Annotated in this window: 21 protein-coding genes; 11 read left to right on the top strand and 10 right to left on the bottom strand. The window is 67.3% G+C overall.

Going from position 1 to position 22,075, the window contains the following annotated elements; all coding sequences use genetic code 11:
* Positions 1-93: 93 nt before the first annotated feature.
* Entirely contained in the window at positions 94-1,932 is a 1,839-nt protein-coding gene (locus tag F5X71_RS10335; protein ID WP_167461738.1) for a TerD family protein, read from the top strand.
* Between the two features lie 32 nt (positions 1,933-1,964).
* On the opposite strand, the gene F5X71_RS10330 is transcribed toward F5X71_RS10335, so the two are convergent.
* From F5X71_RS10330 to F5X71_RS10315, 4 genes are all read right to left on the bottom strand, one after another.
* A complete protein-coding gene (locus tag F5X71_RS10330) occupies positions 1,965-2,684 on the bottom strand; it encodes a TetR/AcrR family transcriptional regulator (RefSeq protein ID WP_167461737.1) in 720 nt (239 codons plus the stop codon).
* 54 nt (positions 2,685-2,738) lie between these two features.
* Positions 2,739-3,968: a cytochrome P450 gene (locus F5X71_RS10325; RefSeq protein WP_167466361.1), complete on the bottom strand. Its 1,230-nt coding sequence runs from the start codon at positions 3,966-3,968 to the stop codon at positions 2,739-2,741.
* A gap of 304 nt (positions 3,969-4,272) precedes the next feature.
* Complete coding sequence (locus tag F5X71_RS10320; RefSeq protein WP_167461736.1) at positions 4,273-5,676, bottom strand: DUF1254 domain-containing protein; 1,404 nt, start codon at positions 5,674-5,676, stop codon at positions 4,273-4,275.
* 205 nt (positions 5,677-5,881) lie between these two features.
* The gene (locus tag F5X71_RS10315; RefSeq protein WP_428981461.1) at positions 5,882-6,178 is read right to left on the bottom strand and encodes a hypothetical protein; all 297 of its coding nucleotides are present in this window, start codon (positions 6,176-6,178) and stop codon (positions 5,882-5,884) included.
* A gap of 424 nt (positions 6,179-6,602) precedes the next feature.
* Between F5X71_RS10315 and F5X71_RS10310 the strand changes: the two genes are divergently transcribed.
* Positions 6,603-6,881 (top strand): hypothetical protein, encoded by a 279-nt coding sequence (locus tag F5X71_RS10310; protein WP_174817034.1) that lies wholly within the window; start codon positions 6,603-6,605, stop codon positions 6,879-6,881.
* A 32-nt stretch (positions 6,882-6,913) separates the two neighbouring features.
* Here F5X71_RS10310 and F5X71_RS10305 read toward each other — a convergent pair whose 3' ends face one another.
* Complete coding sequence (locus F5X71_RS10305; protein ID WP_167461734.1) at positions 6,914-8,218, bottom strand: carotenoid oxygenase family protein; 1,305 nt, start codon at positions 8,216-8,218, stop codon at positions 6,914-6,916.
* A 115-nt stretch (positions 8,219-8,333) separates the two neighbouring features.
* On the opposite strand from F5X71_RS10305, the gene F5X71_RS10300 reads away from it, so the two are divergent.
* On the top strand, positions 8,334-8,855 hold the full coding sequence (locus F5X71_RS10300; RefSeq protein ID WP_167461733.1) for a PadR family transcriptional regulator: 522 nt from the start codon (positions 8,334-8,336) through the stop codon (positions 8,853-8,855).
* Positions 8,856-8,954: 99 nt separating this feature from the next.
* Here F5X71_RS10300 and F5X71_RS10295 read toward each other — a convergent pair whose 3' ends face one another.
* The gene (locus tag F5X71_RS10295) at positions 8,955-10,199 is read right to left on the bottom strand and encodes a vWA domain-containing protein (protein ID WP_167461732.1); all 1,245 of its coding nucleotides are present in this window, start codon (positions 10,197-10,199) and stop codon (positions 8,955-8,957) included.
* A 57-nt stretch (positions 10,200-10,256) separates the two neighbouring features.
* Positions 10,257-10,799, bottom strand: coding sequence for an ATPase (locus F5X71_RS10290; protein ID WP_238815821.1), 543 nt, complete (start codon positions 10,797-10,799; stop codon positions 10,257-10,259).
* A 96-nt stretch (positions 10,800-10,895) separates the two neighbouring features.
* Here F5X71_RS10290 and F5X71_RS10285 point away from each other — a divergent pair, with 96 nt between their 5' ends.
* Complete coding sequence (locus F5X71_RS10285; RefSeq protein WP_167461731.1) at positions 10,896-12,272, top strand: MFS transporter; 1,377 nt, start codon at positions 10,896-10,898, stop codon at positions 12,270-12,272.
* On the top strand, positions 12,262-12,681 hold the full coding sequence (locus tag F5X71_RS10280) for a MarR family winged helix-turn-helix transcriptional regulator (RefSeq protein WP_167461730.1): 420 nt from the start codon (positions 12,262-12,264) through the stop codon (positions 12,679-12,681). Before F5X71_RS10285 ends, F5X71_RS10280 begins: the two co-directional genes overlap by 11 nt.
* 136 nt (positions 12,682-12,817) lie before the next feature.
* Here the strand turns inward: F5X71_RS10280 and F5X71_RS10275 are convergent, their stop codons facing one another.
* On the bottom strand, positions 12,818-12,991 hold the full coding sequence (locus tag F5X71_RS10275) for a CsbD family protein (RefSeq protein ID WP_167461729.1): 174 nt from the start codon (positions 12,989-12,991) through the stop codon (positions 12,818-12,820).
* A gap of 382 nt (positions 12,992-13,373) precedes the next feature.
* Here F5X71_RS10275 and F5X71_RS10270 point away from each other — a divergent pair, with 382 nt between their 5' ends.
* The 5 genes from F5X71_RS10270 (at position 13,374) to F5X71_RS10250 (ending at position 17,471) form a co-directional block, all read left to right on the top strand.
* On the top strand, positions 13,374-14,105 hold the full coding sequence (locus F5X71_RS10270; RefSeq protein WP_167461728.1) for an ANTAR domain-containing protein: 732 nt from the start codon (positions 13,374-13,376) through the stop codon (positions 14,103-14,105).
* A gap of 162 nt (positions 14,106-14,267) precedes the next feature.
* On the top strand, positions 14,268-15,008 hold the full coding sequence (locus F5X71_RS10265; protein ID WP_167461727.1) for a phosphoribosyltransferase: 741 nt from the start codon (positions 14,268-14,270) through the stop codon (positions 15,006-15,008).
* Positions 15,009-15,237: 229 nt separating this feature from the next.
* Positions 15,238-16,122: an STAS domain-containing protein gene (locus F5X71_RS10260; RefSeq protein WP_238815985.1), complete on the top strand. Its 885-nt coding sequence runs from the start codon at positions 15,238-15,240 to the stop codon at positions 16,120-16,122.
* A gap of 73 nt (positions 16,123-16,195) precedes the next feature.
* Positions 16,196-16,642 carry an anti-sigma factor gene (locus F5X71_RS10255; protein ID WP_167461725.1) on the top strand — a complete coding sequence of 149 codons (447 nt, stop codon included), beginning with the start codon at positions 16,196-16,198 and terminating at the stop codon, positions 16,640-16,642.
* Complete coding sequence (locus tag F5X71_RS10250; protein ID WP_167461724.1) at positions 16,632-17,471, top strand: RNA polymerase sigma factor SigF; 840 nt, start codon at positions 16,632-16,634, stop codon at positions 17,469-17,471. The genes F5X71_RS10255 and F5X71_RS10250 overlap by 11 nt, the downstream gene beginning before the upstream one ends.
* Positions 17,472-17,476: 5 nt before the next feature.
* Here the strand turns inward: F5X71_RS10250 and F5X71_RS10245 are convergent, their stop codons facing one another.
* Together F5X71_RS10245 and F5X71_RS10240 are read right to left on the bottom strand one after the other, a co-directional pair.
* The gene (locus F5X71_RS10245) at positions 17,477-17,983 is read right to left on the bottom strand and encodes a flavin reductase family protein (protein WP_167461723.1); all 507 of its coding nucleotides are present in this window, start codon (positions 17,981-17,983) and stop codon (positions 17,477-17,479) included.
* Between the two features lie 234 nt (positions 17,984-18,217).
* Positions 18,218-20,269 (bottom strand): phosphocholine-specific phospholipase C, encoded by a 2,052-nt coding sequence (locus tag F5X71_RS10240; protein WP_167461722.1) that lies wholly within the window; start codon positions 20,267-20,269, stop codon positions 18,218-18,220.
* A gap of 904 nt (positions 20,270-21,173) precedes the next feature.
* Here F5X71_RS10240 and F5X71_RS10235 point away from each other — a divergent pair.
* Positions 21,174-22,028, top strand: coding sequence for a ParB/RepB/Spo0J family partition protein (locus F5X71_RS10235; RefSeq protein WP_203218278.1), 855 nt, complete (start codon positions 21,174-21,176; stop codon positions 22,026-22,028).
* The last annotated feature ends 47 nt before the right edge of the window (positions 22,029-22,075 follow it).

The raw sequence follows: 22,075 nt of genomic DNA, 5'->3' as shown, positions 1-22,075 counted from the left end.
CCTGGAAAAACGCGTCGTACGCGGCCCCGCCCCGCCGAACCGGACCACCGGCGAGCTCGGCGTGTCGGAGGGTCGTGGCATAGTTCGGGGACGATGAAACTCAGCAAAGGCGCCAACGCACCGGTACCGACATCCCTTCTTGCCGTGGTTGTTTCGTGGCAGTCGGCACACGCCGTGGACGGGCATGCCCTGTTGCTCGACGCGACGGGGACGGTGCGCAGCGACCGGGATCTGGTCTTCTACAACGCGCCGCGGCACATCTCGCAGGCCGTGACCATCGATCAGGAGCCCGCGCCGGGCACGGCACGGCTGAGTGTCTCGCTGCCGCGCACCGAGGCGGCGGTGCAGCGGATCGTGATCGGCGGCTCGGTCGACGAGGGCACTTTCGCCGACCTCACCGGGCTGCGGCTGACCATTCACGACGCGAGCGGTCCGATGACCGAATTCGCCATCGAGGACGCCGATCCGGTCACCGCGCTGATGTTCGGCGAGTTCTACCGCAGGGACGAGCAGTGGCGCTTCCGTGCCATCGCGCAAGGCTGGTCCACCGGATTGTCCGGCCTGGTCACCGAATTCGGCGTCGCCGTCGACGAACCGGCCGACGGATCGCGCGGGACGGGGTCCGCCGCGGGCCGTCGCCCGCCGCGCGAACCCGCCGTTTTCCCGGCGCCGGAACAGCTTCCCCGCGACTCGGCGCGAACCGACCGCGACCCGGCGCGCGCCGGTCTGCTCGACGCACCCGAGCAGGCCGGCCGCGAGACCACCGAGTCCCTTCCTTCCGTGCCGGACAGCGCCGTCCGCGCGCGTAACGGTCGGCCGGTCGATCTCGCCCGTCGCCCGGTCGAGACCGCCCCGCCTGCCCCACCACCGAATCCCGAACGGGCCGAATGGCATCCGGACCCGGAGAACTCCGCGCGACTGCGCTGGTGGGACGGCGCCGAGTGGACCTCGGCCACGCACCCGCGCCGCCCGCCCGACGAACGGCATTGCGCGCGCTGCGCAAACCCCCGGCGGCGCAGGCTGTTCCGCGGCCCGGCGCCGTGTGAGCGGTGCGCGGCCGAGATCGAGGAGTTCCTCCTGCACTGGCACAGTCAGGCGTGGCGGGTACTCACCACGCACGGACCGCGCGGGCCGGAATGGGCGGCGCTGTGGGCGTCACTGCGGTATCAGCGCATCGACGAGAACGCCGGCCGCGCGGCGTTGCACGACGCGGCACTCGGCTATGTCGAACGACTGGTCGCCTTCACCTTCGCCGACGGCGAGGTCGAACAGGGCGAGCTGGCCGCCTTCGAGCACGCCGTCGAGGAGTTGCTGCTGTCCGGCCCGCTGATCGAGGACCTGCGCAGGCGAATGCACCGGGGCCGCAGCCTGTCCCGGCTGCGCGCCGGCGAGCTGCCGGTGGTGCGCACGCCGCGCCTGCACCTGGACCCGGAGGAGAAGGTACATCTCGACCTGCCCGCGATCCACGTGCGTCAGCTGGCCCGCGGGCCACGGCTGACCGAGGGCAGACTGATCGTCAGCAACAAGAAGCTGCGTTTCGTCGGCGACGGCACCGGCGTCGAATTGCCGTGGTCGCGTGTGGTTTCGGTGCACACCGAGCAGAACACGGTGGTGCTCGCGGCGACCTCGGCGCGCGGCGGCGCCAGCTTCACGGTGAACGACCCCGACCACGTCGCCGCCGCGCTGGAGGGCGCGCTGCGGGTGGCCAAGCGCCTCATCCTCACGCCGGGACAGCGCGACACCCGCAGCATCCCGCAGGAGGTGAAAGCCGAAGTATGGCAACGCGACGGCGGCAAGTGCGTCGAGTGCGGTGACAGCCACTACCTCGAGTTCGACCACATCATCCCGCTCAGCCGCGGCGGCGCCACCAGCGCGGCCAATCTGCAGATCCTGTGCCGCGCCTGCAACCGCGCCAAGGGAGCCCGCATCTGAGCCGTCGTAGCTGCTCCGCCGACTGCCGTTGCCTAGGTCAGGCCCGCCGTGCGCCCCAGATCGGCGAGCATCGCGTCGAAGAGCACCTCGGGATTCGACAGCGGAATCGGGTAGTTGCCGAACACCTCCAGCGTGACGTGCCCGTAGAGCCGTGCCCAGATCTGGATCATCAGATACATCACGCCCAGGTCGAGCTTCTCGGCCGGGAACTTCTGACCGGACTCCGAGAGCGCGGCGAGCAACTCGGTCTGGAAGTGCACCAGGTCCTCGTGCAACTCCGGCGGGATCACGTCGGTCGGCGGGGTGACGATGTCGTAGTTGGCCAGCAGCCTGCCCGCCGCGGCGAGGAAGATCCGGCCGAACGGCTCGTCGAAGCGACGCAGCGCCCTGGTCTCATCGCCGCCGGGCGAGGCGAACACCAGGGTGAACTCCCTGGTGTGCGCCAGCGCCCAGCGCCGAAACCCCTTGCAGATGGCGAAGAACTGCACCACCCCGTCGTCGGGCAGGGTGGCGATCTCGGCCGACAGTTCGGCGGCGAGATCGGCGCAGAACTCCAGGCGCAGCCGTTCCATCAGCTCGTCGAGCGAGCGGTGGTACCGATACAGCGCGGGCGCGGTGATACCGAGGGTGCGCGCGATCGCACGCAAACTCACCGCGTCGGGCCCTTGCTCGACCAACAGCGTCCTGGCCACCCGCCGGATCTCGGCATCGGTCACGAGCGGTGAGCGGCCCCGGGGTCTGGGGTTACTCATGCTGTGTAGATTAGGCGTCATCGAAGCCCCGCGTGGTCGCGCCCGCGGTATGGCTCACGCGTATTCGACATCCCACCGCTTGATGCCGTTCAGCCAGCCCGAACGCAGCCGCACCGGCTCGGACACCTGGCGCAGGTTCGGCATCGCGTCGGCGATCGCGTTGAACATCAGATCGATCTGCAGCCGGGCCAGGTTCGCGCCGACGCAGTAGTGCGTGCCGGTACCGCCGAAGCCGACGTGCGGGTTCGGGTTGCGCAGTACGTCGAAGCGGAACGGATCCCGGAACGCCTCCTCGTCGAAATTGGCCGAGCCGTAGAACAATCCGACCCGTTGCCCCTGCTTGATCTGCTGCCCGCCGAGCTCGAGGTCCTGGGTCGCGGTGCGCTGGAAGGCGTTCACCGGGGTGGCCCAGCGGACGATCTCGTCGGGCGCGGTGCGCGGGCGCTGCTCTTTGTAGAGCTCCCACTGCTCCGGGTTGTCCACGAACGCCTTCATGCCGTGCGTGATCGAGTTGCGGGTGGTCTCGTTGCCCGCGACCGAGAGCAGGATGACGAAGAAGGCGAACTCGTCGGAGGCCAGGCCCTCCCCGTCGATGTCGGCGTTGACCAGTTGGGTCACGATGTCGTCGGCGGGACACTTGCGGCGGTCCTCGGCCATGTTCCACGCGTAGCCCATGACCTCGGCGGTGGCGACCTGGTGATCGCCCTCGAACTCCGGATCGTCGTAGGAGATCATCTGATTGGACCAGTCGAAGATCTTCTTGCGGTCCTCCTGCGGAATGCCGATCAGCTCCGCGATGGCCTGCAACGGCAGCTCACAGGCGACCTGCTCGACGAAGTCACCGCTGCCGTTCTTCTTGGCCTCGTGCACGATCCGGGCCGCCCGCTCGGTGAGCGCGGCGCGCAGGCTCTCGATCGCGCGCGGGGTGAAGCCCTTGGAGATGATGCGGCGCACCTTGGTGTGCTTGGGCGGGTCCAGGTTGATCAGCAGCATGTCGCTGAGCATGTCGATCTGCTCGGCGGTGACGTCCTCGTTGAACCGGATGATCGAGCCGTTCTGGTGCGAGGAGAACAGTTCCGGATGCTTCGAGATCTCCTTGATGTGGTCGAGCTTGGAGACCACCCAGTAGCCGCCGTCGTCGAAGCCGCTCGCCCGGCCCGACTGCGCGCACCACCAGACCGGGGCGGTGCGACGCAGTTCGGCGAACTCCTGAACCGGCAGCCGGGCGGCGAGCACGTCCGGATCGGTGAAATCGAATCCTGCGGGAATCGAGGGCGTGGTCACGGTCACTGCTAACTCCTACCGGTCTGGGCTGCAGACCTCACGACACTGTGCGGAACACGTTCGCCATCGATAGAAGCACAGGACAGGGGTTTGTGAACAGCGTTTAGTAAAACCCGTTTACTTTTACTTTCCGTCCCGATCGCGTCGGCTTGCCGGAAAGCGCGCAGATCGTCGGCCACCGCCCGCGGCTCATCGGTCGCCAGGAAGTGCCCGCCACGGCCGAGTTCGATGCAGTGCACGATGCGGTGATCGCACTCGGCGCGGCGCCGCACGGTGCCATCGTGCGCGCGGACGCGCACGCCGGTCAGGACACCGGCGTCAACGGTGGCGGCTGCCAACCGCCGTGGATGGCTTCGTCTTTGGGCGCGTAGAGCCGCAGGGTCAGGGAGAACTGTCCCGATTCCGGGATGGGCAGCCAATTGCCCTGCGGGACATCCGGACCCGGATCATCGTGCTGGAGCGCGAGATCCACCGACCCGTCCGGATTGGGGACCACCGGGAGCTGGTGGCCGACCGCGTAGATCCCGGCGGGGTTGTCGAGCAGGTAGCTGTCCGCGTCGTAGGCGGTCAAGGACCAGAAGGCCGAGACCGGCGGGGTCTGACCGGGCGGGAAGTGCAGCCGGAAGCGGCTGCCGCCCGCCCCCGCGGTGGCGAACATGGTCGGATAGATCGCGTCCTGGGCCAGGTTCGCACCGAGCCCCTTCCACGCGATCGCCGCCCGCTGCAGGTAATTGGTGCCGTAGGTACCGATGGCCGGGTCGAAGGTCCAGCCGTTCTCGTGCACGGCTTGCGGATCGAGATAGACCGGAATCTGCTGCCGCGCGGTGGTGACCGCAGCGGCGAGTTCGGCGTCGGAGATGCCGGTCACCTTGCCGCCGGGCGTGATCCCCAGCGTGGCAAAACGTTTCATCGCGGGTTCGTCGGCCGCAGCGGGCGGCGTGGTCGCCATGACCGCACACAAACGAGCGAAGAAGGTGCCCGCGTCCATGGCGGCGACCTGTTTCGCGGGTGGGGTCGAATCCGCCTGCGGCGCAGGGTCGGCCGCGTCCGGCACCGGGTCGCCGCCGAGCGGCGTCAAGGTCAGCTCCTGCTGAATCGCGTGCACGGCGGGCAGATCCGCCGCGCCGTTCACCTGGATCCGGCCGAGCAGCCATACGGTCGATGTCGGCATCGGCAGCGGCATGACGTCGTCAGGCAATGTGCCCGACCATCCGGGGCCGACCACCGCATAGGTGTACGGCGCGGCGGAGTTCGTCTGCGGCCGAACGCTGCTCGGGCTGTGCACGGTGTTCGTCCACGCGTCGAGCAGTTGCATCAACCAGTACCGGTCGTCCTCGATGGCGGGCACCCGCAGCAGGATCGGCCCGTCCCGGAGATCCAGCCACGCGGCCGAGTACAGCGTGTCCTGATTGAGGCGCACCACATCCCGCCGCGCGGGCGTCGGCAACGCCCTGGCGTGCCGGAATCGGTTGGCCGGCGTGCTCGCGCCCGCCGCGACTCGAGTGACGTCCATGAGCACGAGCGGGAAGCCGAAGATGTAGGCGTCTTTGGCGATCGCCGCGGTATTGCTGAGCCGTCGCATGGTCGGCGCCGCGGGCTGTTCGATCTCGGACTCGCCACAGGCAGGCACTGCGACCGCCGCCGCGGCCAGGGTCGCCGCTACGCCGAACATGCTCCGGCGGGACAGGCCGCCGACCGGTTCCTCCATGGGTGCTCCCGCTTCCGATCCGATCGGACATGGCCACACACGCGCCACGAAGTATAGCCAAGCGTTAGCCCATGCTCCCGACCAGCGGAGATACCGGGGCCGGAGTCAGCCGACACAGCGATCGAACCGCATCTGACGAGCACATCGCGGACCACACGCGCCGACACGGCGATCCGCGCGGTTGCCCACCGATCGCCGAGACGGCTCAGGTGCCGAGCACCGCGTTCATGATGGTGCCCGCGCTTGTCGCCACGACACCGCCGACCATGGCGCCCGCGATCATCTTCGGCGACTGCAACGCGCCGCCCTGCCACTTCTCCCACGCGAACTTGCCGCCCGCGAAGACGATCGCGAGGATGCCCGACAGCAGCGCGAACCAGGTCAGGTAACGAACCATCTGCAGGATCTTGTCCGACAGCGGCGGCGCCTCCGGCGTGGGGTTTCCGACCTGCGCCAGTGTCGTGAGGGTATCGCCGACCGACGCCAGAATGATGCTCACCATCTACTCCCTACGCTCCACTACAACCGTGTCGCCGCCGAACCGCCACACGAAAGCTGTTAAACCGCCGATGAATTCGATCTCAGACGAGGATACGGGCTCATCGACACTCCCGTGGGTACCCGGTAGGCAACAGTGCACACGCCTCGCGCCGAGTCGCACGCCGTGTTCCGCGCAGTCTCCCCCAAGCGGTAGTAGCAACCCGTCGGCGGCGCCGGCGGCGCGCGGTCATCGGGCTACCCGGTCACCGCGCCCCTCCATCATCCCGGCCATCGGCAACCCCGGCAAGGTGCGCAGGACACCGAACTTCCTTGCGGCGCCGACTCGCATCGGCACGAACGGAAAGCCGCATCGCAGCGAACAAACCGATACCATCACAGGCAGCGACTTTCCTGCCCTGTCCCGAACCCAGAATGAGCTGACGACGATGATCCTGGCCGCCGCTTACGACACCCTGCTCGCGCAGATCGGCAATCCCAGCCCCGAAGCTCCGCCGGTCTCCGACAAGATCCTCCAACTGGTTCGCTACTTCACCTGGTTCGTGCTACTGGCCGGCATCGTGGCCATCATCTACGCGGGCGGCCGGTTCGCCTGGGAGAAATGGACCGGCGGCGGCCTGGAATCGCCGAAGATGGTGGCGGGCGCCATGATCGGCGGTGTCGTCGCGACCAGCGCGGGCACCATCATGAACGCCGTCATCGGCTGATCGCCGCTCCTGAGTCCTGGTCCGTCGCGCCGTTACGCGTCCGGAAGCCAGCTGCCGTGGAAACCGAACGGAACACGTTGCGGCAGGTGCACAGTGGCCACCGGGGCCGCAGCGAGGTCGTCGGCATCGAGAATGACCAGGTCGCTGCGATCCGACGTGGCGTTATAGACAAAAGACATGAGATAACCGGCGCCGCCGGGGCGTTCGTCGGCGGGCGCGAAAACCGCTTCCGCCGGTATCCGACCCGGCCCGAACTCGTGCGCGGCCTGGTTGCCGGTGCGCAGGTCGTAGCGGATCAGCGCACCCGCGTTACCGGCGGCCGCCACGTGCCCGAAGCGCGCGTCCAGGCCGAGCTGCCGATCGTCGAGCCGCGGGAATTCCGCGCTGCGATCGTCGAGCTGTTCTTCGGCCACGGTGCCCGCGACCAGATCAATGGTCCAGCGCCACAGGGTGGACTTGTCGAAGCCGTGCGAGTCGCGCTGCCACAGCTGCGGATAGCGCATCACGTACAGCACGATCCGCCCCGGCTCGTCGTGCGCGTTGAGCGTGTGGAACACATAGCACGGGTCGATGGCGAACCAGCGCACCGCGCCGTGCGGATCGTCGCGGCGCAGCACGCCGAGACGAGCCGCATAGCTGTCGCTCCAGCGGAACGGCATCCCCTCGCCGGCCAGCGCGGTGGGCAGGTCGAAAACCACAGGTAGATCCATGAATACGACATGCTGGGCGGTGAGGTTGAAGTCGTGCTGCATGGTCGGGGCCGGCACCTCGATGGGCCTGCTGAGCAGCAGCGTGCCGCCGGCATCGGCGCGGTGGTAGGTGAGATAGGGCTCGTCGAGCAGTTCGTATCCGAAAAAGTGCAGCTCACCGGTGACGGGGCAGGTCTTGGGGTGCGCGGTCATCGGCGTGCGCAGCGCGCCGTCGAAATCATAGGGGCCGACCGTATCCAGCTCGCAGGTCAACTCGTACGGATAGGACGATTCGACCAACGCCAACGTGCGGCCCGCGTGCCTGATGACGTGGGTATTGGCCACACCCGCGGCCAGATCCCGGTTGCCCGCGTCGTCGAACACCCGGGCGCCGTCGGTGAACGTCTTGGTGCGCACCCAGCGATTGCGGTACGAGACGGCACGTCCGCCTTCGATGCGGATGCCGTGCACCATGCCGTCGCCGACGAACCAGTGCCGGGAGGCGGCGGCGTGCGGATTGGGACCGTTGCGCAGGTACCAGCCGGTGAGTTCGGGCGGAATCTGCCCGGTCACCGGAAGGTCATGAGCGGTCAACTCCTCGGTGACCGGGGCGTAGTTGCCGACGAGATGCGGAGCGGGAGTAGTCATGCGGAACAACCGATCTGAGCGAAGGACAGGACGTCACCACGATATTCCTATTTAGACATGTCGAAACTAGAGTTTGAGAAATCGACCTGTCAAGAGTGGAAGTAGAGTGAGCCGCATGAGCCTCCGCTTCGCCGTGCTCGGGCTGCTCGCCGACCGCCCAGCCAGCGGATACGACCTGATCCAGCGCTTCAAGGCGTCGCTGGCCAATGTCTGGACGGCAACCCAGAGCCAGATCTACACCGAGCTCGCCACGCTCGCCGACGCCGGACTGATCTCGGTCTCGGACGAGGGCCCGCGCGGCCGCAAGGAATACACGATCACCGAACCCGGCCTCACCGAGCTACGGCACTGGCTCACCGAGACGAAGCCGAAACAGCTGGCGCGCAACGAGACAACGTTGCGCGTGTTCTTCCTCGGCGTGCTCGAACCGGCCCAGGCCGCCGCCTATCTGAGCGACATCGCCACGCGAGCCGCCGAATCGCACGCGGCGCTGCGCGCGTTGGAGGAAGCGATCAACTGGGCCGACGATGACGAATTCGTCCGCTACGGCCGGATCGCTTTGGAATGGGGTAAGCGGTTCCATGCGATGAACGAGGAGTGGGCTCGCTGGGCCGATGCGCAGATCCCCAGGCACTGAGCAGATTTCGGGCGCCGGCCGAGTCCCCTAGGCGCTGATAATGGTCGGGCGCCGGGGCGAGTCCCCGGCGCCCGAGCACGATCGGGCGCTGCGCAAGTCTCAGGGCAGCACGCCGACGGCGCGGGCGGCGCGTAGCCAGTCCGGGAATTCGCCGAGCAGGCGGGTGTACAGCTCACCGTCGTCGACGCGATCGATGTCGTCGAGGGCGAAAAAGCCCGCGTTGTCGACCAATCGGCCGGTCAGCTCGTCGAGCGTGCGGAGCAGTCCGTAGTTCGCCATGCCCAATCCGATGAACTGCCAGAACACGGGCAGCCGTGCCGCTTCGCGCATGAGCGCGCTGATCTCACGCTTGTTCGCGAAGCCGCCATCGGTGAAGAACAGAACCAGGGTGGGCCCGTCGCCGGGACGCACCGAGGACAGGATGTCGCGCATGATCGGAAGTTCGTCGTTGCGCCCGCCGATCCGGTCGTAATCGATGTCGCCGTGGTTTCCGCGCAGGTGCAGGTAGGTCTGCGCCCATTCGTCGCTGTGCTCGACGGTGATGTCGGGCAGCTTGGCGAACGAGCGCGCGTACAGATAGGCCTCCAGTCTGCCGTTGTCGTCGAGCTGGGTCGCGATCGGCACCATGCGCTGCACGACTCGATGCACCACGTGTTCGCGGTATTGCGCGACCATGCTGCCGGTCTTGTCGAGCACCAGCACCACCCGGGCGCGAATCCCGAAGGCGTCCTTGTCGATCAGCACCTTCGCGACGGCGCGCTTGCGCAGATCGAGCTTCTCGCGCTTCTCGAACGACAGCGCCGCCTCGCCGGGCACCGTGCGCACCTGTTGCGGCGGCGGGGCAGGCGCATCGTCCACGCGCACACCGTGATCGGTGACCAGCGCCGCGAAGCCGCCCGCGTACCCCTGGCCAACGGCCCGTACCTTCCACGCCGACGCGCGCCGGTACAGCTCCAGCGCGATCACCACCGATTCGCTCGCCAAACCCTCGATCCGATACTCGTACAACGGGTTTCCCGCACCGTCGGCCAGCGTCGCCACCGGCGCGGCGAACTGCCCGAACGTCGTGGCCGGGTCCGCGAGGGTCAGGACCGCGCGCACCTGCGCGATCTCGGCGGGCACCGCGGCGGGCGAAATCTCCAGCTCGGCACCGGCTTCGGTGCGCAGCCGCACACCGGGACCGCTCGGCTGGTTGAAGAAGACGAAATCGGCGTCGGAGCGCACGACACCGGCCTCGGTCACCAGCAAGGCCGACACATCGATGTCCGCCTCGGTACGCACCGACAACACCACCCGAGGCTCGGTCAGTACTCCGTTCTGCCCCTTGACAAGTGCAACACCCACCGAGACTCCTTACCACGAACCGAATCGTCGCCCGAGTATGACAGCGCCGCGGGCCGCTCAGGCGAGTACGGAGGGATCGGTCTGCCAGCCGGTGAGCGCGAGCACCTCCGCGGCGATCGCCTCCGGGCCGCGGTCGGTGGTGTCGACCACCCGCACCCAACTCGGCACCGCGTCGTCCAGTTCCCGCGCGGTCGCGATGCTGCGCTCGATATGTCGTCGCAGACCGATACCGTTCTCGCGCAACGCGAGCCGCGCCGAGGCGGTCTGGTCGTCACAGGTCAGCAGCACCGCCGTGACCGTCGGCGTATCCCCCATCGCCGCGGTGAGCTCCGCGATGACCTCGGGAAACACGCTCGCGGTGTTGGTGTAGATCAACCGCCGGTAGCCGAGGGCGCGGTAGTTGCCCCACATCGCCGCCAGGTTCTGCTCGGCGAGGCCGTGCTCCCAGGTGGGTGGATATGCCAGATCGAGGGTGTCCCCTTCGATCAGCGCGTGCCGCACCTGCGCCGCGGCCAGCGCCGCGTGCACCGCGAGCCCGACCCGGCTCTTACCGACGCCTGAGCGGCCGCCGAGGAACAGCGCTTCCGATTGGTCGATCACCCATACAGGATGCCAACCCGGCGGCGACAGACCGACCCGGTGCGACCCGGATCACAGCTCTTGCAAATGGAATAGTTGTAAGAACACAATAATTGTGTGCCTACAACTGTCGAGAGGCTCTCCGCCCGCCGCAAAGCAATCGTGCTGGCGACCTGCTGCCTGAGCCTGCTCATCGTGTCGATGGACGCGACCATCGTGAACGTCGCGATCCCGACCATCCAGGTCGATCTGCACGCGCCGCTGTCGCGGCTGCAATGGATCGTCGACGCCTACACCCTCACCCTCGCCAGCTTCCTGATGCTCGCGGGCGCCGCGGCCGACCGGTTCGGCCGCCGCAGGGTGTTCCGCATCGGCCTGACCACCTTCGCCCTCGGCTCGCTGCTGTGCAGCCTCGCGCCGACCATCGAGGTGTTGATCGGGGCGCGCTTCCTGCAAGCGCTCGGCGGTTCGATGCTCAACCCGGTGGCGATGTCGATCATCACCACGGTGTTCACCGGGCGGGTGGAACGGGCGCGGGCGATCGGCGTGTGGGGCGCGGTCGTCGGCATCTCGATGGCGTTGGGGCCCACCGTCGGTGGCGTGCTGATCGATTCCCTCGGCTGGCAGTCGGTGTTCTGGATCAACCTGCCGGTTTGCGCGCTCGCCCTTGTGCTCACCACTGTGTTCGTGCCGGAGTCCAAGTCGGCGACGGTGCGCGGGATCGACCCGATCGGCCAGCTGCTCGCCGTCGTATTCCTCTTCGCCACGGTGTTCGGCCTGATCGAACGGCAGCCGTGGATCTTCGTGATCGCGGTCGGTGCGCTGGCGGCGTTTGTCTATTACGAGTCGCGGCGCGCCGACCCGTTCATCGACCTGCGCTTCTTCCGCAGCGTGCCGTTCTCGGCGGCGACGATCATCGCCATCTGCAGCTTCGCCACCCTCGGCGCGTTCCTGTTCACCTGTTCGCTGTATCTGCAGACGGTCCGGCACTATTCGGCCGTGGACACCGGGCTGCTGTACCTGGCCATGGCGATCGCGATGGTGATCTTCTCGCCGCTGTCGGGCCGGCTGGTCGGCAAGCACGGCACCCGGCCCTCTCTGCTCGTGGCCGGAGTGATGATGACCGCCGCCGCCGTCCTGCTCAGCACGCTCACCCCGGACACTCCGGTCTGGGCGCTCGTGGGGATGTTCGCGATCTTCGGTGTCGGGTTCGGCATGGTGAACGCGCCGATCACGAACACCGCGGTCAGCGGGATGCCGCTGGACCGGGCCGGTGCCGCGGCCTCGGTGGCATCGACGAGCCGCCAAGTGGGCGTGAGCATCGGCGTCGCCCTCTGCGGTGCGCTGACGGGAGCGGGTCTGTGGTGGGTGATCGCGGTGCTGACCGCCGCGGTCGCCATACTCGGCGTGGTCGCGAATACGCCGTGGGCCAAGCGGTCCAGCGATCGCGTCGCCCCGTTGCTCGAGCAGAAAGTGCCCGCACATGTCGGATGACAACCCCACCGCCGACCAGGTGTGGGCCCAACTCACCCGGCTCGTGCTCTACGGCCGCGACCCGTGGCGGCGCGCGGCCGTCGCGCGAACCGGCTTGCCGTTCAGTCGAATCCGGGTCCTGCGCCGACTACAGGCGGCGCCGCTGACGGTGAAGGAGCTGGCGCACGCCGCGGCGATCGACGCCCCCGCCGCCACGGTGGCGGTCAACGACCTCGAAGAGCGGGGCCTCGTGGTCCGCGAGGTGGACCCCACCCATCGGCGCCGGAAACTGGTCTCGCTCACCGCGGCAGGGCGCGCGATCCTGGCCGAGGCACTCGCCACCCCCGACCCCGCGCCGAGCGCGGTCGCCGCGCTGGACGAGGACGACCTGCGCACCCTGCACGAGATCCTGCGCAAGATCGAGCACTGACCCGCGCGGGGAAGCCCTAGGCGCACCACCATTCTCGGTCGTCGATGACGAGAGCGGCCGAGATCGGTTCGCGCACAGGAACACGTCGAACGGGCGGCGCCCGGTACGGCGCACGCCCGCTCGACGCGATGCACGGTTAGTTGCGGAAGGCGTCCTTGACCTTCTCGCCCGCGTCCTTGAGGTTGGACTTGATCTGATCGCCCTTGCCCTCGTTCTCCAGGTCGCGGTCATCGGTGGCCTGACCGAACTTCTCCTTCGCCTGACCGGCGAGATCCTCAGCCTTGTTCTTGGCCTTGTCAGCTGCACTCACTGTCTAACCCCTTTCGTCGGGTTCGACCGGCCCGCTGTTTTCGGCCGGACGGTTGGCGGATAACCGTTGCGCGCCGACACAAACACCACTCTTGGCAGTGATCTGCCGCACGCCCGAGGTTCACCGCGATGAGCGGGGCTGCGCTCGCCGAACCCGCCCGCGACGTCGGCTCAGCACGGCCGGGGTCCATCACCGGGCATGTCAGCCACCATTGACGCCACGATCGACGCAGCCACGTAGGCTGGTCCCGTGCGGTCTCATTCGACGACCTCTCGCGAATCCGCCCGGGTGCGGCGGGCGCATCAGACAGAGCGGACACCCGCGGACCACACGACCACCTCGACCGGACGAGTATCGGTCAGACCGGACGCCGGGGGCCGGCATGGCTGACCCGCTCGCGATCGGCCTGTCGGAATTGACCACACTGCTGCTGTCCCGCGGCGATGTCGCCGAATCACCCTGTGCCGTCGCGGATATCGTCGCCCGAATGTTGCCCGGCTCCCTACTGGTCGGTGTCACGCTCACGCAGGTGCAAGGAAGCGTCGTCGGCGGCTCGGCCGAGGCGCATCCGATGGTGCTCGAAGAGTCGCGGCTCAGCGACGGCCACGACCCGGCCACGCAGGCAATGACTACGGCGCAAGAGGTTTCGATACCGGACGTGGCACAGGAGCACCGCTGGGGCGCCTACCAACGCCGCATGCTGGCCCGCGGCGTGAAATCGGTACATATCCAGCCTGTTTCGGCGGCCGGCGCGGCACTCGGGGCCCTGTCCCTGTATTCGAATCAGGCGCACACGTTCACCACGCAGCTGTGCCAGGACGCCGCGTTGATCGCCGAGCACATCGGCGTATTGCTCGCTGTGGACATCGATTCCGCCCGGCAGACCGCGCTGACCGAACAGCTGCGCGCGGCACTCGCGTCACGCTCCACCATCGACCAAGCGCTCGGCATCGTCATGGCCGAACGACGCTGCACCCGTGACTCGGCGTTCGCGGCGTTGCGCGACCGGTCCCAGCGGCACAACATCCGCATCGCGGAGCTGGCCGCCGACATCATCGAAGCGGTAAGCGGCAGCGCGCCAGGGCCGGTGCACTTCGCCGAACCGCAGCTGTAGCAGCAGCCTACTGTCGCCGATTGCGTCACTGTCCCAACATATTTCGTCGCTGAGCGCATGCGTCGATCCATCGCCTGAAGCACTACCGCCGAGTATAATTGGACCGCCCACCCGAGTCCTGAAGCGCGGCTCCGGATCAGCCACTCGACGCACGGGGGAAGGATGGACCGCACAGCACGATCCGGGGACCACAGCGGTCGCCGCACACATCAACGTTCGCTGTTTCTCGATCGGCGTGACGCGGGCCGTCGACTCGCCTACCAATTGCAAGCGTTCCGTGGCCCCGATGTAGTCACGCTCGGCGTCCCGCGCGGCGGCTTGGCGGTGGCGTACGAGGTAGCGGCGGCGCTGCGCGTTCCGCTCGACACGGTCGTGGTGAACAAACTGCGCGTCCCCTACCGGCCCGATCTCACCTTCGGCGCGGTCGCCGAGCACGACACCAAGCTGATCGATGAGGTGGTCGTGCGCGGCGCCATGTTGACGGCCGCGGAGATCACCGCCGCCGAACGGCACGGTAGCGACCGACTACGCCGACGGTGCCAGCGGTTCCACCCGCACGGCAGGCGGGCGGAGCTGCACGGCCGCACCGCGCTGGTGATCGACGACGGCGTGCGCACCGGCATTACCGCGCGCACCGCCTGTCAGGCGGCGTATCGGCGCGGCGCGGTCCGCGTCGTGCTCGCCGTCCCGGTCGCGCCGCACCGCATCGCGCGCACCCTGTCCTACTACGCCGACAAGGTGGTGTGCCTGGAAACGCCAGCGCAGATTCGCACGATCGGGCAGGCCTACCAGCGTTTCGACACGCTCACCGATACCGAGGTGGACGGTCTGCTCCGCGGCGACACCGCCTCGCCCCGGATGGGTCCACGAAACCACGAGGCCGGACGCGGCACCACGACATAACGACACGCTGTCGATTAGCTGTATTTCGGCCGCTCCACGGCGCGAATGTCACGTCCACGGCGGCAGCCCGGAAACGTGCCGAAGTTCCTGGCCGAGACCCCCGATGGGTATACGATTCTGCGGTCGGTGGAACAGTCCAACGTACGTGCTGGCCACCGCTTCTCAGAGCACGTGAGTCGACTCGCGTGGGGACGGACCGGAGGCGGCAGTGTCCGAAGTGTCGATCGGCATGTTGGCGGCGGACAGCAATTCCAACGGAGTGAGCGAGGGCCTACTCTCCGAGCTGGTCGAACACCTGCGCCAGAACCGCACCGTGCTGCGCGAGGAATGGGCGCGCCGCATCACCGACGCACAACTGCTCACCGCGATGACGCCCGACGAGATGTTCTCCGAGGCGACCTCCGTCTACGACAACTACGTCGCCGTCCTCGAAACCGGCTCGGTCGAGGCCCTGCAGGACTATGCCCGTGACCTGTCCGAGCGCATCATTCCGAGAGGCGTCGAAACCGACGAGGTGCTCGGCATCGTGCTGCTGCTGCGCGACGTGCTCGCACGCTCGCTGTTCGAGAAGTACCAGACTGACTTCCAGCTGCTCAACGCCGTCCTCGACGCCTACGAGCCCGCCGCCAACCGCATCGCCAACACGGTCGGCGTCTCCTTCGTCGAAGAGCGCGAACGCATCATCCGCCAGCAGCAGGAAGCCATCCGCGAGCTGTCCACCCCGGTGCTGCAGGTCCGCGAACAACTACTCATCCTGCCGATCATCGGCGTGCTCGACAGCCAGCGCGCCCGCCAGCTCACCGAACAGTTGCTGCGCGCGATTCGCTCCAACCGCGCCAAGGTCGTCGTGATCGACATCACCGGTGTGCCGCAGATCGACTCCACCGTGGCCAACCACCTGGTGCAAACCGTCGACGCCTCGGGCCTCATGGGCGCCAACGTGATCATCACCGGTCTGTCCTCGGAGATCGCGTTGACGCTGGTGACAATCGGTTTGGACCTGTCGAAGATGAACGCGGTCGGCGACCTCCAGGGTGGGATCGAGGAGGCCGAGCGGCTGCTCGGCTACGAGGTCAGCCGCACCGGCGACACCGGTAGACGTCCGGAGTCCTGAGCACCGATCTCGTCGATTGGGTTGCTGTGGCGCGGGTATGGCCATCAGTGACGCGATGGGAGGCGGTGAACAGATGAAGGTGGCTTCCGAGCAGGCGACACCATGGCACACCGCGGTGCTCACGCACCGGGTGTCGCTCGAATTGGCTGCTGATCTGCACGAATTGGGGATGTTGCGTGCGCTCACCGACACGGTGTGCATGATGGCCGACATCACCCTCGATGCCATTCCCGACATCCGCTTGGTCGTCAGCGAGGCGGCGACCGCGATGATGCTGGATGCGGTTCCCGGCACCACACTGCGCTGTGAGTTCGATTACACCAGACGTAGATTCACCGCGCGGATCGCCGCGACGGCGACGCGTGACGCCGAGGATCGGCGAGATCCCTTGAGCTGGCAGTTGGTCCAGTTGCTCACCGATTCGGCCGAATCCAGCCGTGGCCCTTTTGATCCGGTCGCCGGTGGGTATCCGACCGTCATCGAATTCAGTTGGGAGCGAGGAACATCCGATGGAACGTAAGTTCACGAAGGACGACGCCGACGCCGCGGCACGCACGCACTCCCGCGGCGACAGCTACGACAACATCGAGCCCTGGTTCGAGAAGATGACCGCGCTAGAGGCCGACGACCCGCACCGCGGCGAACTGCGCGAAGAGATCATGCGGCGCTGCCTGCCGCTGGCCGAACACATCGCGCGCCGATTCGCCGGGCGCGGTGAGACATTCGATGATCTGCACCAGATCGCCCGGGTCGGGCTGGTGCTCTCGGTGGACCGGTTCGATGTCGCGCGCGGCAGTTCGTTCCTGTCCTTCGCCGTCCCGACGATCATGGGCGAGGTGCGCAGGCACTTCCGGGACAACACCTGGGCGGTGCGAGTACCTCGGCGGCTCAAGGAGATTCAGCAGCTGATCGGCCCGGCGACCGAGCTGCTGTCGAACCGGCTCGGGCGGGTGCCGACCGCACACGAGCTCGCCGCCGAACTGTCGGTCGACGTCGGCACGGTGACGCAGGCGTTGATCGCGAGCAACGGCTATCAGACCAGGTCCCTGGACACCGTCATGCGCGAGGACAGCGAGAACACACCGCTGCCCGTCGCCGCCGGGCTCGGCGCGGACGAACCGTGCTACCGGCTGCTGGAGGAATCTATGACGGTACGGCCGCTGATCGCCGCGCTGCCCGAGCGGGAACGCCGGGTGCTGATCATGCGCTTCTTCGAGTCGATGACTCAGGCTCAGATCGCCGAACGGCTCGGCGTCTCGCAGATGCAGGTGTCCCGCATCCTCGCCAAAACCCTGGATACCCTGCGTGAACAGGCGCTGGAGCCGGAACAGGCGATGGCGGTGGCCTGACTCGCTCAGGCGACGTGGCCGGGTTTCAGGTCGGCGACGGCGCGGTAGCGTAACGCTTCCTGCCCGGTCGGCGGCCCGGCGGCCGAAGTCGGCTCGACCACCAGGCCGACATGATCGCCCAGGTCGTGGCGGGCCAGGATGCGGCCGGTGAACCACCCCGCGGCAGCATCCAGGATCGGCACATCGCCCGGGCCGGGATGCCACTTGCAGTGTCCGAACTTGTTGATGTCGTCGCCGGTCTCCGCCCCGAAAAGCGCGGCCAGCGAAGACTGTTCACGGCTCAGCAGATGCACGGCGAGGCGCTCGGCCGCCATCGCGACCCCGTAGGTGAAGTTCGTCTTGGAGATCCCGACCAGAAACCGCCGCGGATCGATGCTCACCTGCGAGGTGAACCCGACCAGACACCCGGCATTACGCCCGCCCGCATGCGTGGTCACGACGAACACCGGGTAGTCCGCGGCCGCGATCACCGCATCGAAAGCGCTCCGATCAGCACTGGCGTTCTCCGACATGGTCCTCACGCTCGCATCGGCCGCCCCGAACCATGCCACAACCAGCACAGCCCGAACCACGGCAAGTGGGCAATCCAAGACCCACCCTACGAGACCCCCGCCCCCAGGTCAGCCCACTCACCTCCCCGACCAGTCCAGCCACCCGACCAGCGGACATCCCCGACCTGGACAAGCCATAACCGGCGCGGCCCGAACGACGGTGAGCGGGGCGCGCTACGAGGTGTCCGGGCCCGGTCAGCCGGTCACGCTTGGCTGACCGTTCTCGATGTGGCCACGGAAGTGGCGTTCGTAGGTCGGGTCGATGTCGACGGTTAGGGACAGGTCGTACCAGCCCTTGCCGTGGCTCAGGGCGTTCCAGGTGTCGACCGTGGTCTTTCCGGGCGCGAGGCGGTAGGTCCACGGGCCGTCGGTGCGGTAGCTGTTCGCTTTGACGGTGACGGTCGCTTCGGTGGAGCCCTTGTTCGTCATCGACAGCTGCAGCTTGTAGTCGGGGGTGTAGGCGGCGGTGACCTCGAGCGGACCCGTCGAGGTGCCTGCCAGCCGCCAGAGGAACCGGTTGGGGCCGTGCACCGCGATGCCGTACTTCTTGCCGGGGTAGGTCGGGATATTCCAGGTGTCGGTGACCGTCGTCCCCGCTATCACATCGTAGTGCCATGGCCCGTCGGTATGTCCGTCGGCCCGGTAGGCGGCCAGTTGCAGATCGGCGGTACCGGTGTTGCGGAACGCGGTGACGAGCAAGCCCTCCGGGGTCAAGGTCGCGTTGACCGCCGGCGCGTAAGGCAGCGGGCGGGCCGGGCGGGTGCCGGATTCCTGCACCGGCGGGCGTTGCGCACCGGTAGGCGGCGGTGCGGGTGCGGGCAACGTGCGCTGGGTGGCGTCGGCCTGTGCCCGCAGCGCGTTGGCGTCGGGCAGCATTGGAACGGTCGTGTCGGTCTTGCCGAAATCGAAGCAGCCGGTGAGGTCGCCGCAGATCGAGCGCCGCCACGCGGAGATGTTCGGCTCGTTAACCCCCGTCCATTTCTCCAGGAAGCGAATCACCGAAGTGTGGTCGTACACCTGCGAATTCACCCAGCCGCCGCGGCTCCACGGCGAGATGACCAGCATCGGCACCCGGGGGCCGAGGCCGATGGGCCTGCCGTCGACGTACTCGCCCGGGGTGCCGGGCGGCGCCATCGGCGGCGGCACATGGTCGAAAAAGCCGTCGTTCTCATCGAAGTTGATCAGCACGGCGGTCGAGTTCCACAGATTCTGGTTGGCCCACAGGGCTTTCAACACCGCGGAGGTGTAGGCCGCGCCGTCGACCGGACGCGCCGCGGGATGCTCGGAATAGCCGTAGGGCGCGACGATCCAGGACACCTGCGGAAGCCTGTTCGCCTTACAGTCGCCGAGGAACTCGGCGAGCACGTGCTCGACATCCTTGCCGCGCCCGGAGTCCGGCTTCCAGTTGTGCGCGCCGAATACCTTTGCCCGCGCGGCGAGTTCGGAGTTGTTCGAGTCATGGTAGGCGTCGAAGAGCCACAGCGGGTTGTCCCCGTAGTCGCCGACGAACGGGTGCCCGGAATCGTCGCCCACCTCGTCGTTGGCGTAGACCTTCCAGCTGATCCCCTTGTCCAGCAGCCGTTCCGGATAGGTTGTCCACCGATAGACGGGCCGGTAGTCGGACGGATTGCTGATCGCGGGCCCGCCGTGCTGCCCGTCCGGATCGATGGTTCCGGTCCAGTGATAGAGCCGGTTGGGTGTGGTAGGCCCGAGCACCGAGCAGTGGTAGTGGTCGCAGACCGTGTACGCGTCGGCGAGCGCGCGGTGGAACGGGATGTCCGCGGCGGTGAAGTAGCCCATCGCCATCTCCCCCTTCGCCGCGGTCCAGCCGTCGCTCCAGCCACCGTGGACCGCGCGATGCTGATCGTCCCAGCCGTGCGGCAGATCGCCGAGATCTTGGCCGTCGACCACCTTGGTGTCCACATGGAACGGCAGCAGATAGCCCCCGTCGGCGCGCCCGTCGGCGGGCTGGTGATAGACGTCGCGACCGTCCGGTCTCGCCACCACCGAGGCGTCACCGAGTCCGCGCACCCCGCGCATCGTGCCGAAATAATGATCGAAGGAGCGGTTCTCCTGCATCAGGATCACGACGTGCTCGACGTCACCGATCGTGCCCTTCCGATTGGGCGCGGCGAGCGCTTCCATCATGTCGGGCGGAAATGCCTGCAAACCGCCGGCCAACGCGGCGGCACCCAGCGTCGCGCCGAGGAAACGGCGTCTGGCAAAACCTGAATCCGACTGTGACACAACATTCCTCTCGATCAAACGCGGGACCGGTGCACAGACAAAGGAAGTTCGCCTGCTGTTGAGCCGATCGGAACGGTGTCAGCCACGAAAGAATGGCTCGTGAACGCACCGTTACACGCAGCGAATGAGCGGAGGAAAGAATGTAGTCGCCGACACCCGAGTTGGTTGCCGACATATTGTGGAAGAATTGTCCGAGTGACGGAATCCGATCCGACCACGCGGACCCGACGCACCGCACATTTTACCGTGGGCCACGATTCCGCGCGGTTGATTCGCGCCGGAGGACATGCGAAGCTTTGGCCGACGGTCGAGCAGTAGTGTGGTTGTAGCGCTGGAGGTTTGCCGCGCTACCGCTTATACGGGGACACCGCAACGAGCCGCCTCACGGAAATCGTTGCTGATGAGGGCAATCGTCGGAAAATGCGGCCAAAGAGCCCTCCGTCCGTCACACGGATGAGTAGGTCATCCGATGATAGGCGATCTGCCGCGCCACCGCAGATCAACTGGCAGACAAGCACATCGGAATCGCCCGGACATGACACTTTCGATAGATGGACCTATGGTCCGGCGGCGTGTCCGCCCAGCGGGGACGGACGGTCGGAACTGGCGGTTTCCGGCGATCAGGGCCCTTGTCGGCCGGATGAACACCATTCACTGAATAGCGCAAGTGCGCCATTCCGTGACGCGCCCGAACATCGCGATTGTATGAACGTTTGGACACCGTATCGTTGCCGTCTTGCTGCGAATGTGAAATATTGCTGTCCGCGCTACAAAGTCACCGTCTGCCCCGGCACCGCGCCGTGGCTCCTGCACCGATTCGTCCCGCCATCAGCGCTTCGGATCGACAGTGGCGGTGCGGAATTGCTACGGAATGTGATCTCGGCTTCGACGCAGGAGTACCGCCGTGAGTGAACACAGGTTGAACGTGGACAACGACGATACGAGAGTGGGGGTCACCGACGTAGTCGTCGAGATCCCCATCGAGTCCATAGACATCGGCGGCGCGCTCCGGGTACGTGCCGAAGACTCCGCGCATACGCAGGTGCTCGCGGCAACGGAGACCGAGCTGCCGCCGATTCTGGTGCATCGCGGCACGATGCGGCTCATCGACGGCGCACATCGTCTGCAGGCGGCAAAACTGAAGGGGGCCAGGGTCATCCGGGTGCGCTTCTTCGACGGCACGGAGGAGGAGGCCTTCGTGCTCGCGGTGCAGGCCAACATCGCGCACGGCCTGCCGCTGTCGGTGATCGACCGCAAAGCCGCCTCGCTGCGGATCATGCGGATGTATCCGCTGTGGTCGGATCGCAAAGTCGCCGAGGTGGCCGGCCTCGACCACAAGACGGTCGGCGCGGTGCGCAGACAATCATCTGGGGATGTTCCCCAGACCGGCCAGCGACTAGGCCGCGACGGCCGGATGCGCCGGGTGCGCCGAGCCGACGGAAATCGCCAGCGCCGCACCGAACCCTGTGACAGCCCCGCCGGGACGCACCGGCCCGCCGAGCCGGCCGCCGCGCCGCGGGTGTGCCCCGCCTCGGTGTTGCAGAGCTTGCGCCGCGACCCGTCGTTGCGGCTCACCGAGACCGGGCGAACCCTGCTGCGCTGGCTCGACGCCAGCCCGCGCACGCCGACCCAGTCCGTCGATCTGGCCGACCGGATCCCGGAGCACTGCCTGAATCTCATCCACGACATGGCCAGGCAGAATGCCGCGAATTGGCAGGATTTCGCGACCCGGATCAACGATCGGTTGCAGTGCAAGTGAAGCGCGACTCGATCACGTAATCCCGGGTGGGACATGCGAATCGAACC

The sequence above is a fragment of the Nocardia brasiliensis genome (assembly GCF_011801125.1).
Classification (GTDB): Bacteria; Actinomycetota; Actinomycetes; order Mycobacteriales; family Mycobacteriaceae; genus Nocardia; species Nocardia brasiliensis_C.
This window is presented reverse-complemented; position numbering and strand designations above follow the sequence as displayed.

What these genes read in the sequence shown, in the direction of transcription:
- F5X71_RS10260 (WP_238815985.1), top strand. Translation starts at nt 15,238, where the DNA reads ATGTTGGCGGCGGACAGCAATTCCAACGGAGTGAGCGAGGGCCTACTC.
- F5X71_RS10255 (WP_167461725.1), top strand. Translation starts at nt 16,196, where the DNA reads ATGAAGGTGGCTTCCGAGCAGGCGACACCATGGCACACCGCGGTGCTC.
- F5X71_RS10305 (WP_167461734.1), bottom strand. Translation starts at nt 8,218, where the DNA reads ATGACTACTCCCGCTCCGCATCTCGTCGGCAACTACGCCCCGGTCACC.
- F5X71_RS10245 (WP_167461723.1), bottom strand. Translation starts at nt 17,983, where the DNA reads ATGTCGGAGAACGCCAGTGCTGATCGGAGCGCTTTCGATGCGGTGATC.
- F5X71_RS10250 (WP_167461724.1), top strand. Translation starts at nt 16,632, where the DNA reads ATGGAACGTAAGTTCACGAAGGACGACGCCGACGCCGCGGCACGCACG.
- F5X71_RS10270 (WP_167461728.1), top strand. Translation starts at nt 13,374, where the DNA reads ATGGCTGACCCGCTCGCGATCGGCCTGTCGGAATTGACCACACTGCTG.
- F5X71_RS10280 (WP_167461730.1), top strand. Translation starts at nt 12,262, where the DNA reads ATGTCGGATGACAACCCCACCGCCGACCAGGTGTGGGCCCAACTCACC.
- F5X71_RS10300 (WP_167461733.1), top strand. Translation starts at nt 8,334, where the DNA reads ATGAGCCTCCGCTTCGCCGTGCTCGGGCTGCTCGCCGACCGCCCAGCC.
- F5X71_RS10330 (WP_167461737.1), bottom strand. Translation starts at nt 2,684, where the DNA reads ATGAGTAACCCCAGACCCCGGGGCCGCTCACCGCTCGTGACCGATGCC.
- F5X71_RS10310 (WP_174817034.1), top strand. Translation starts at nt 6,603, where the DNA reads ATGATCCTGGCCGCCGCTTACGACACCCTGCTCGCGCAGATCGGCAAT.
- F5X71_RS10320 (WP_167461736.1), bottom strand. Translation starts at nt 5,676, where the DNA reads ATGGAGGAACCGGTCGGCGGCCTGTCCCGCCGGAGCATGTTCGGCGTA.
- F5X71_RS10335 (WP_167461738.1), top strand. Translation starts at nt 94, where the DNA reads ATGAAACTCAGCAAAGGCGCCAACGCACCGGTACCGACATCCCTTCTT.
- F5X71_RS10315 (WP_428981461.1), bottom strand. Translation starts at nt 6,178, where the DNA reads ATGGTGAGCATCATTCTGGCGTCGGTCGGCGATACCCTCACGACACTG.
- F5X71_RS10265 (WP_167461727.1), top strand. Translation starts at nt 14,268, where the DNA reads ATGGACCGCACAGCACGATCCGGGGACCACAGCGGTCGCCGCACACAT.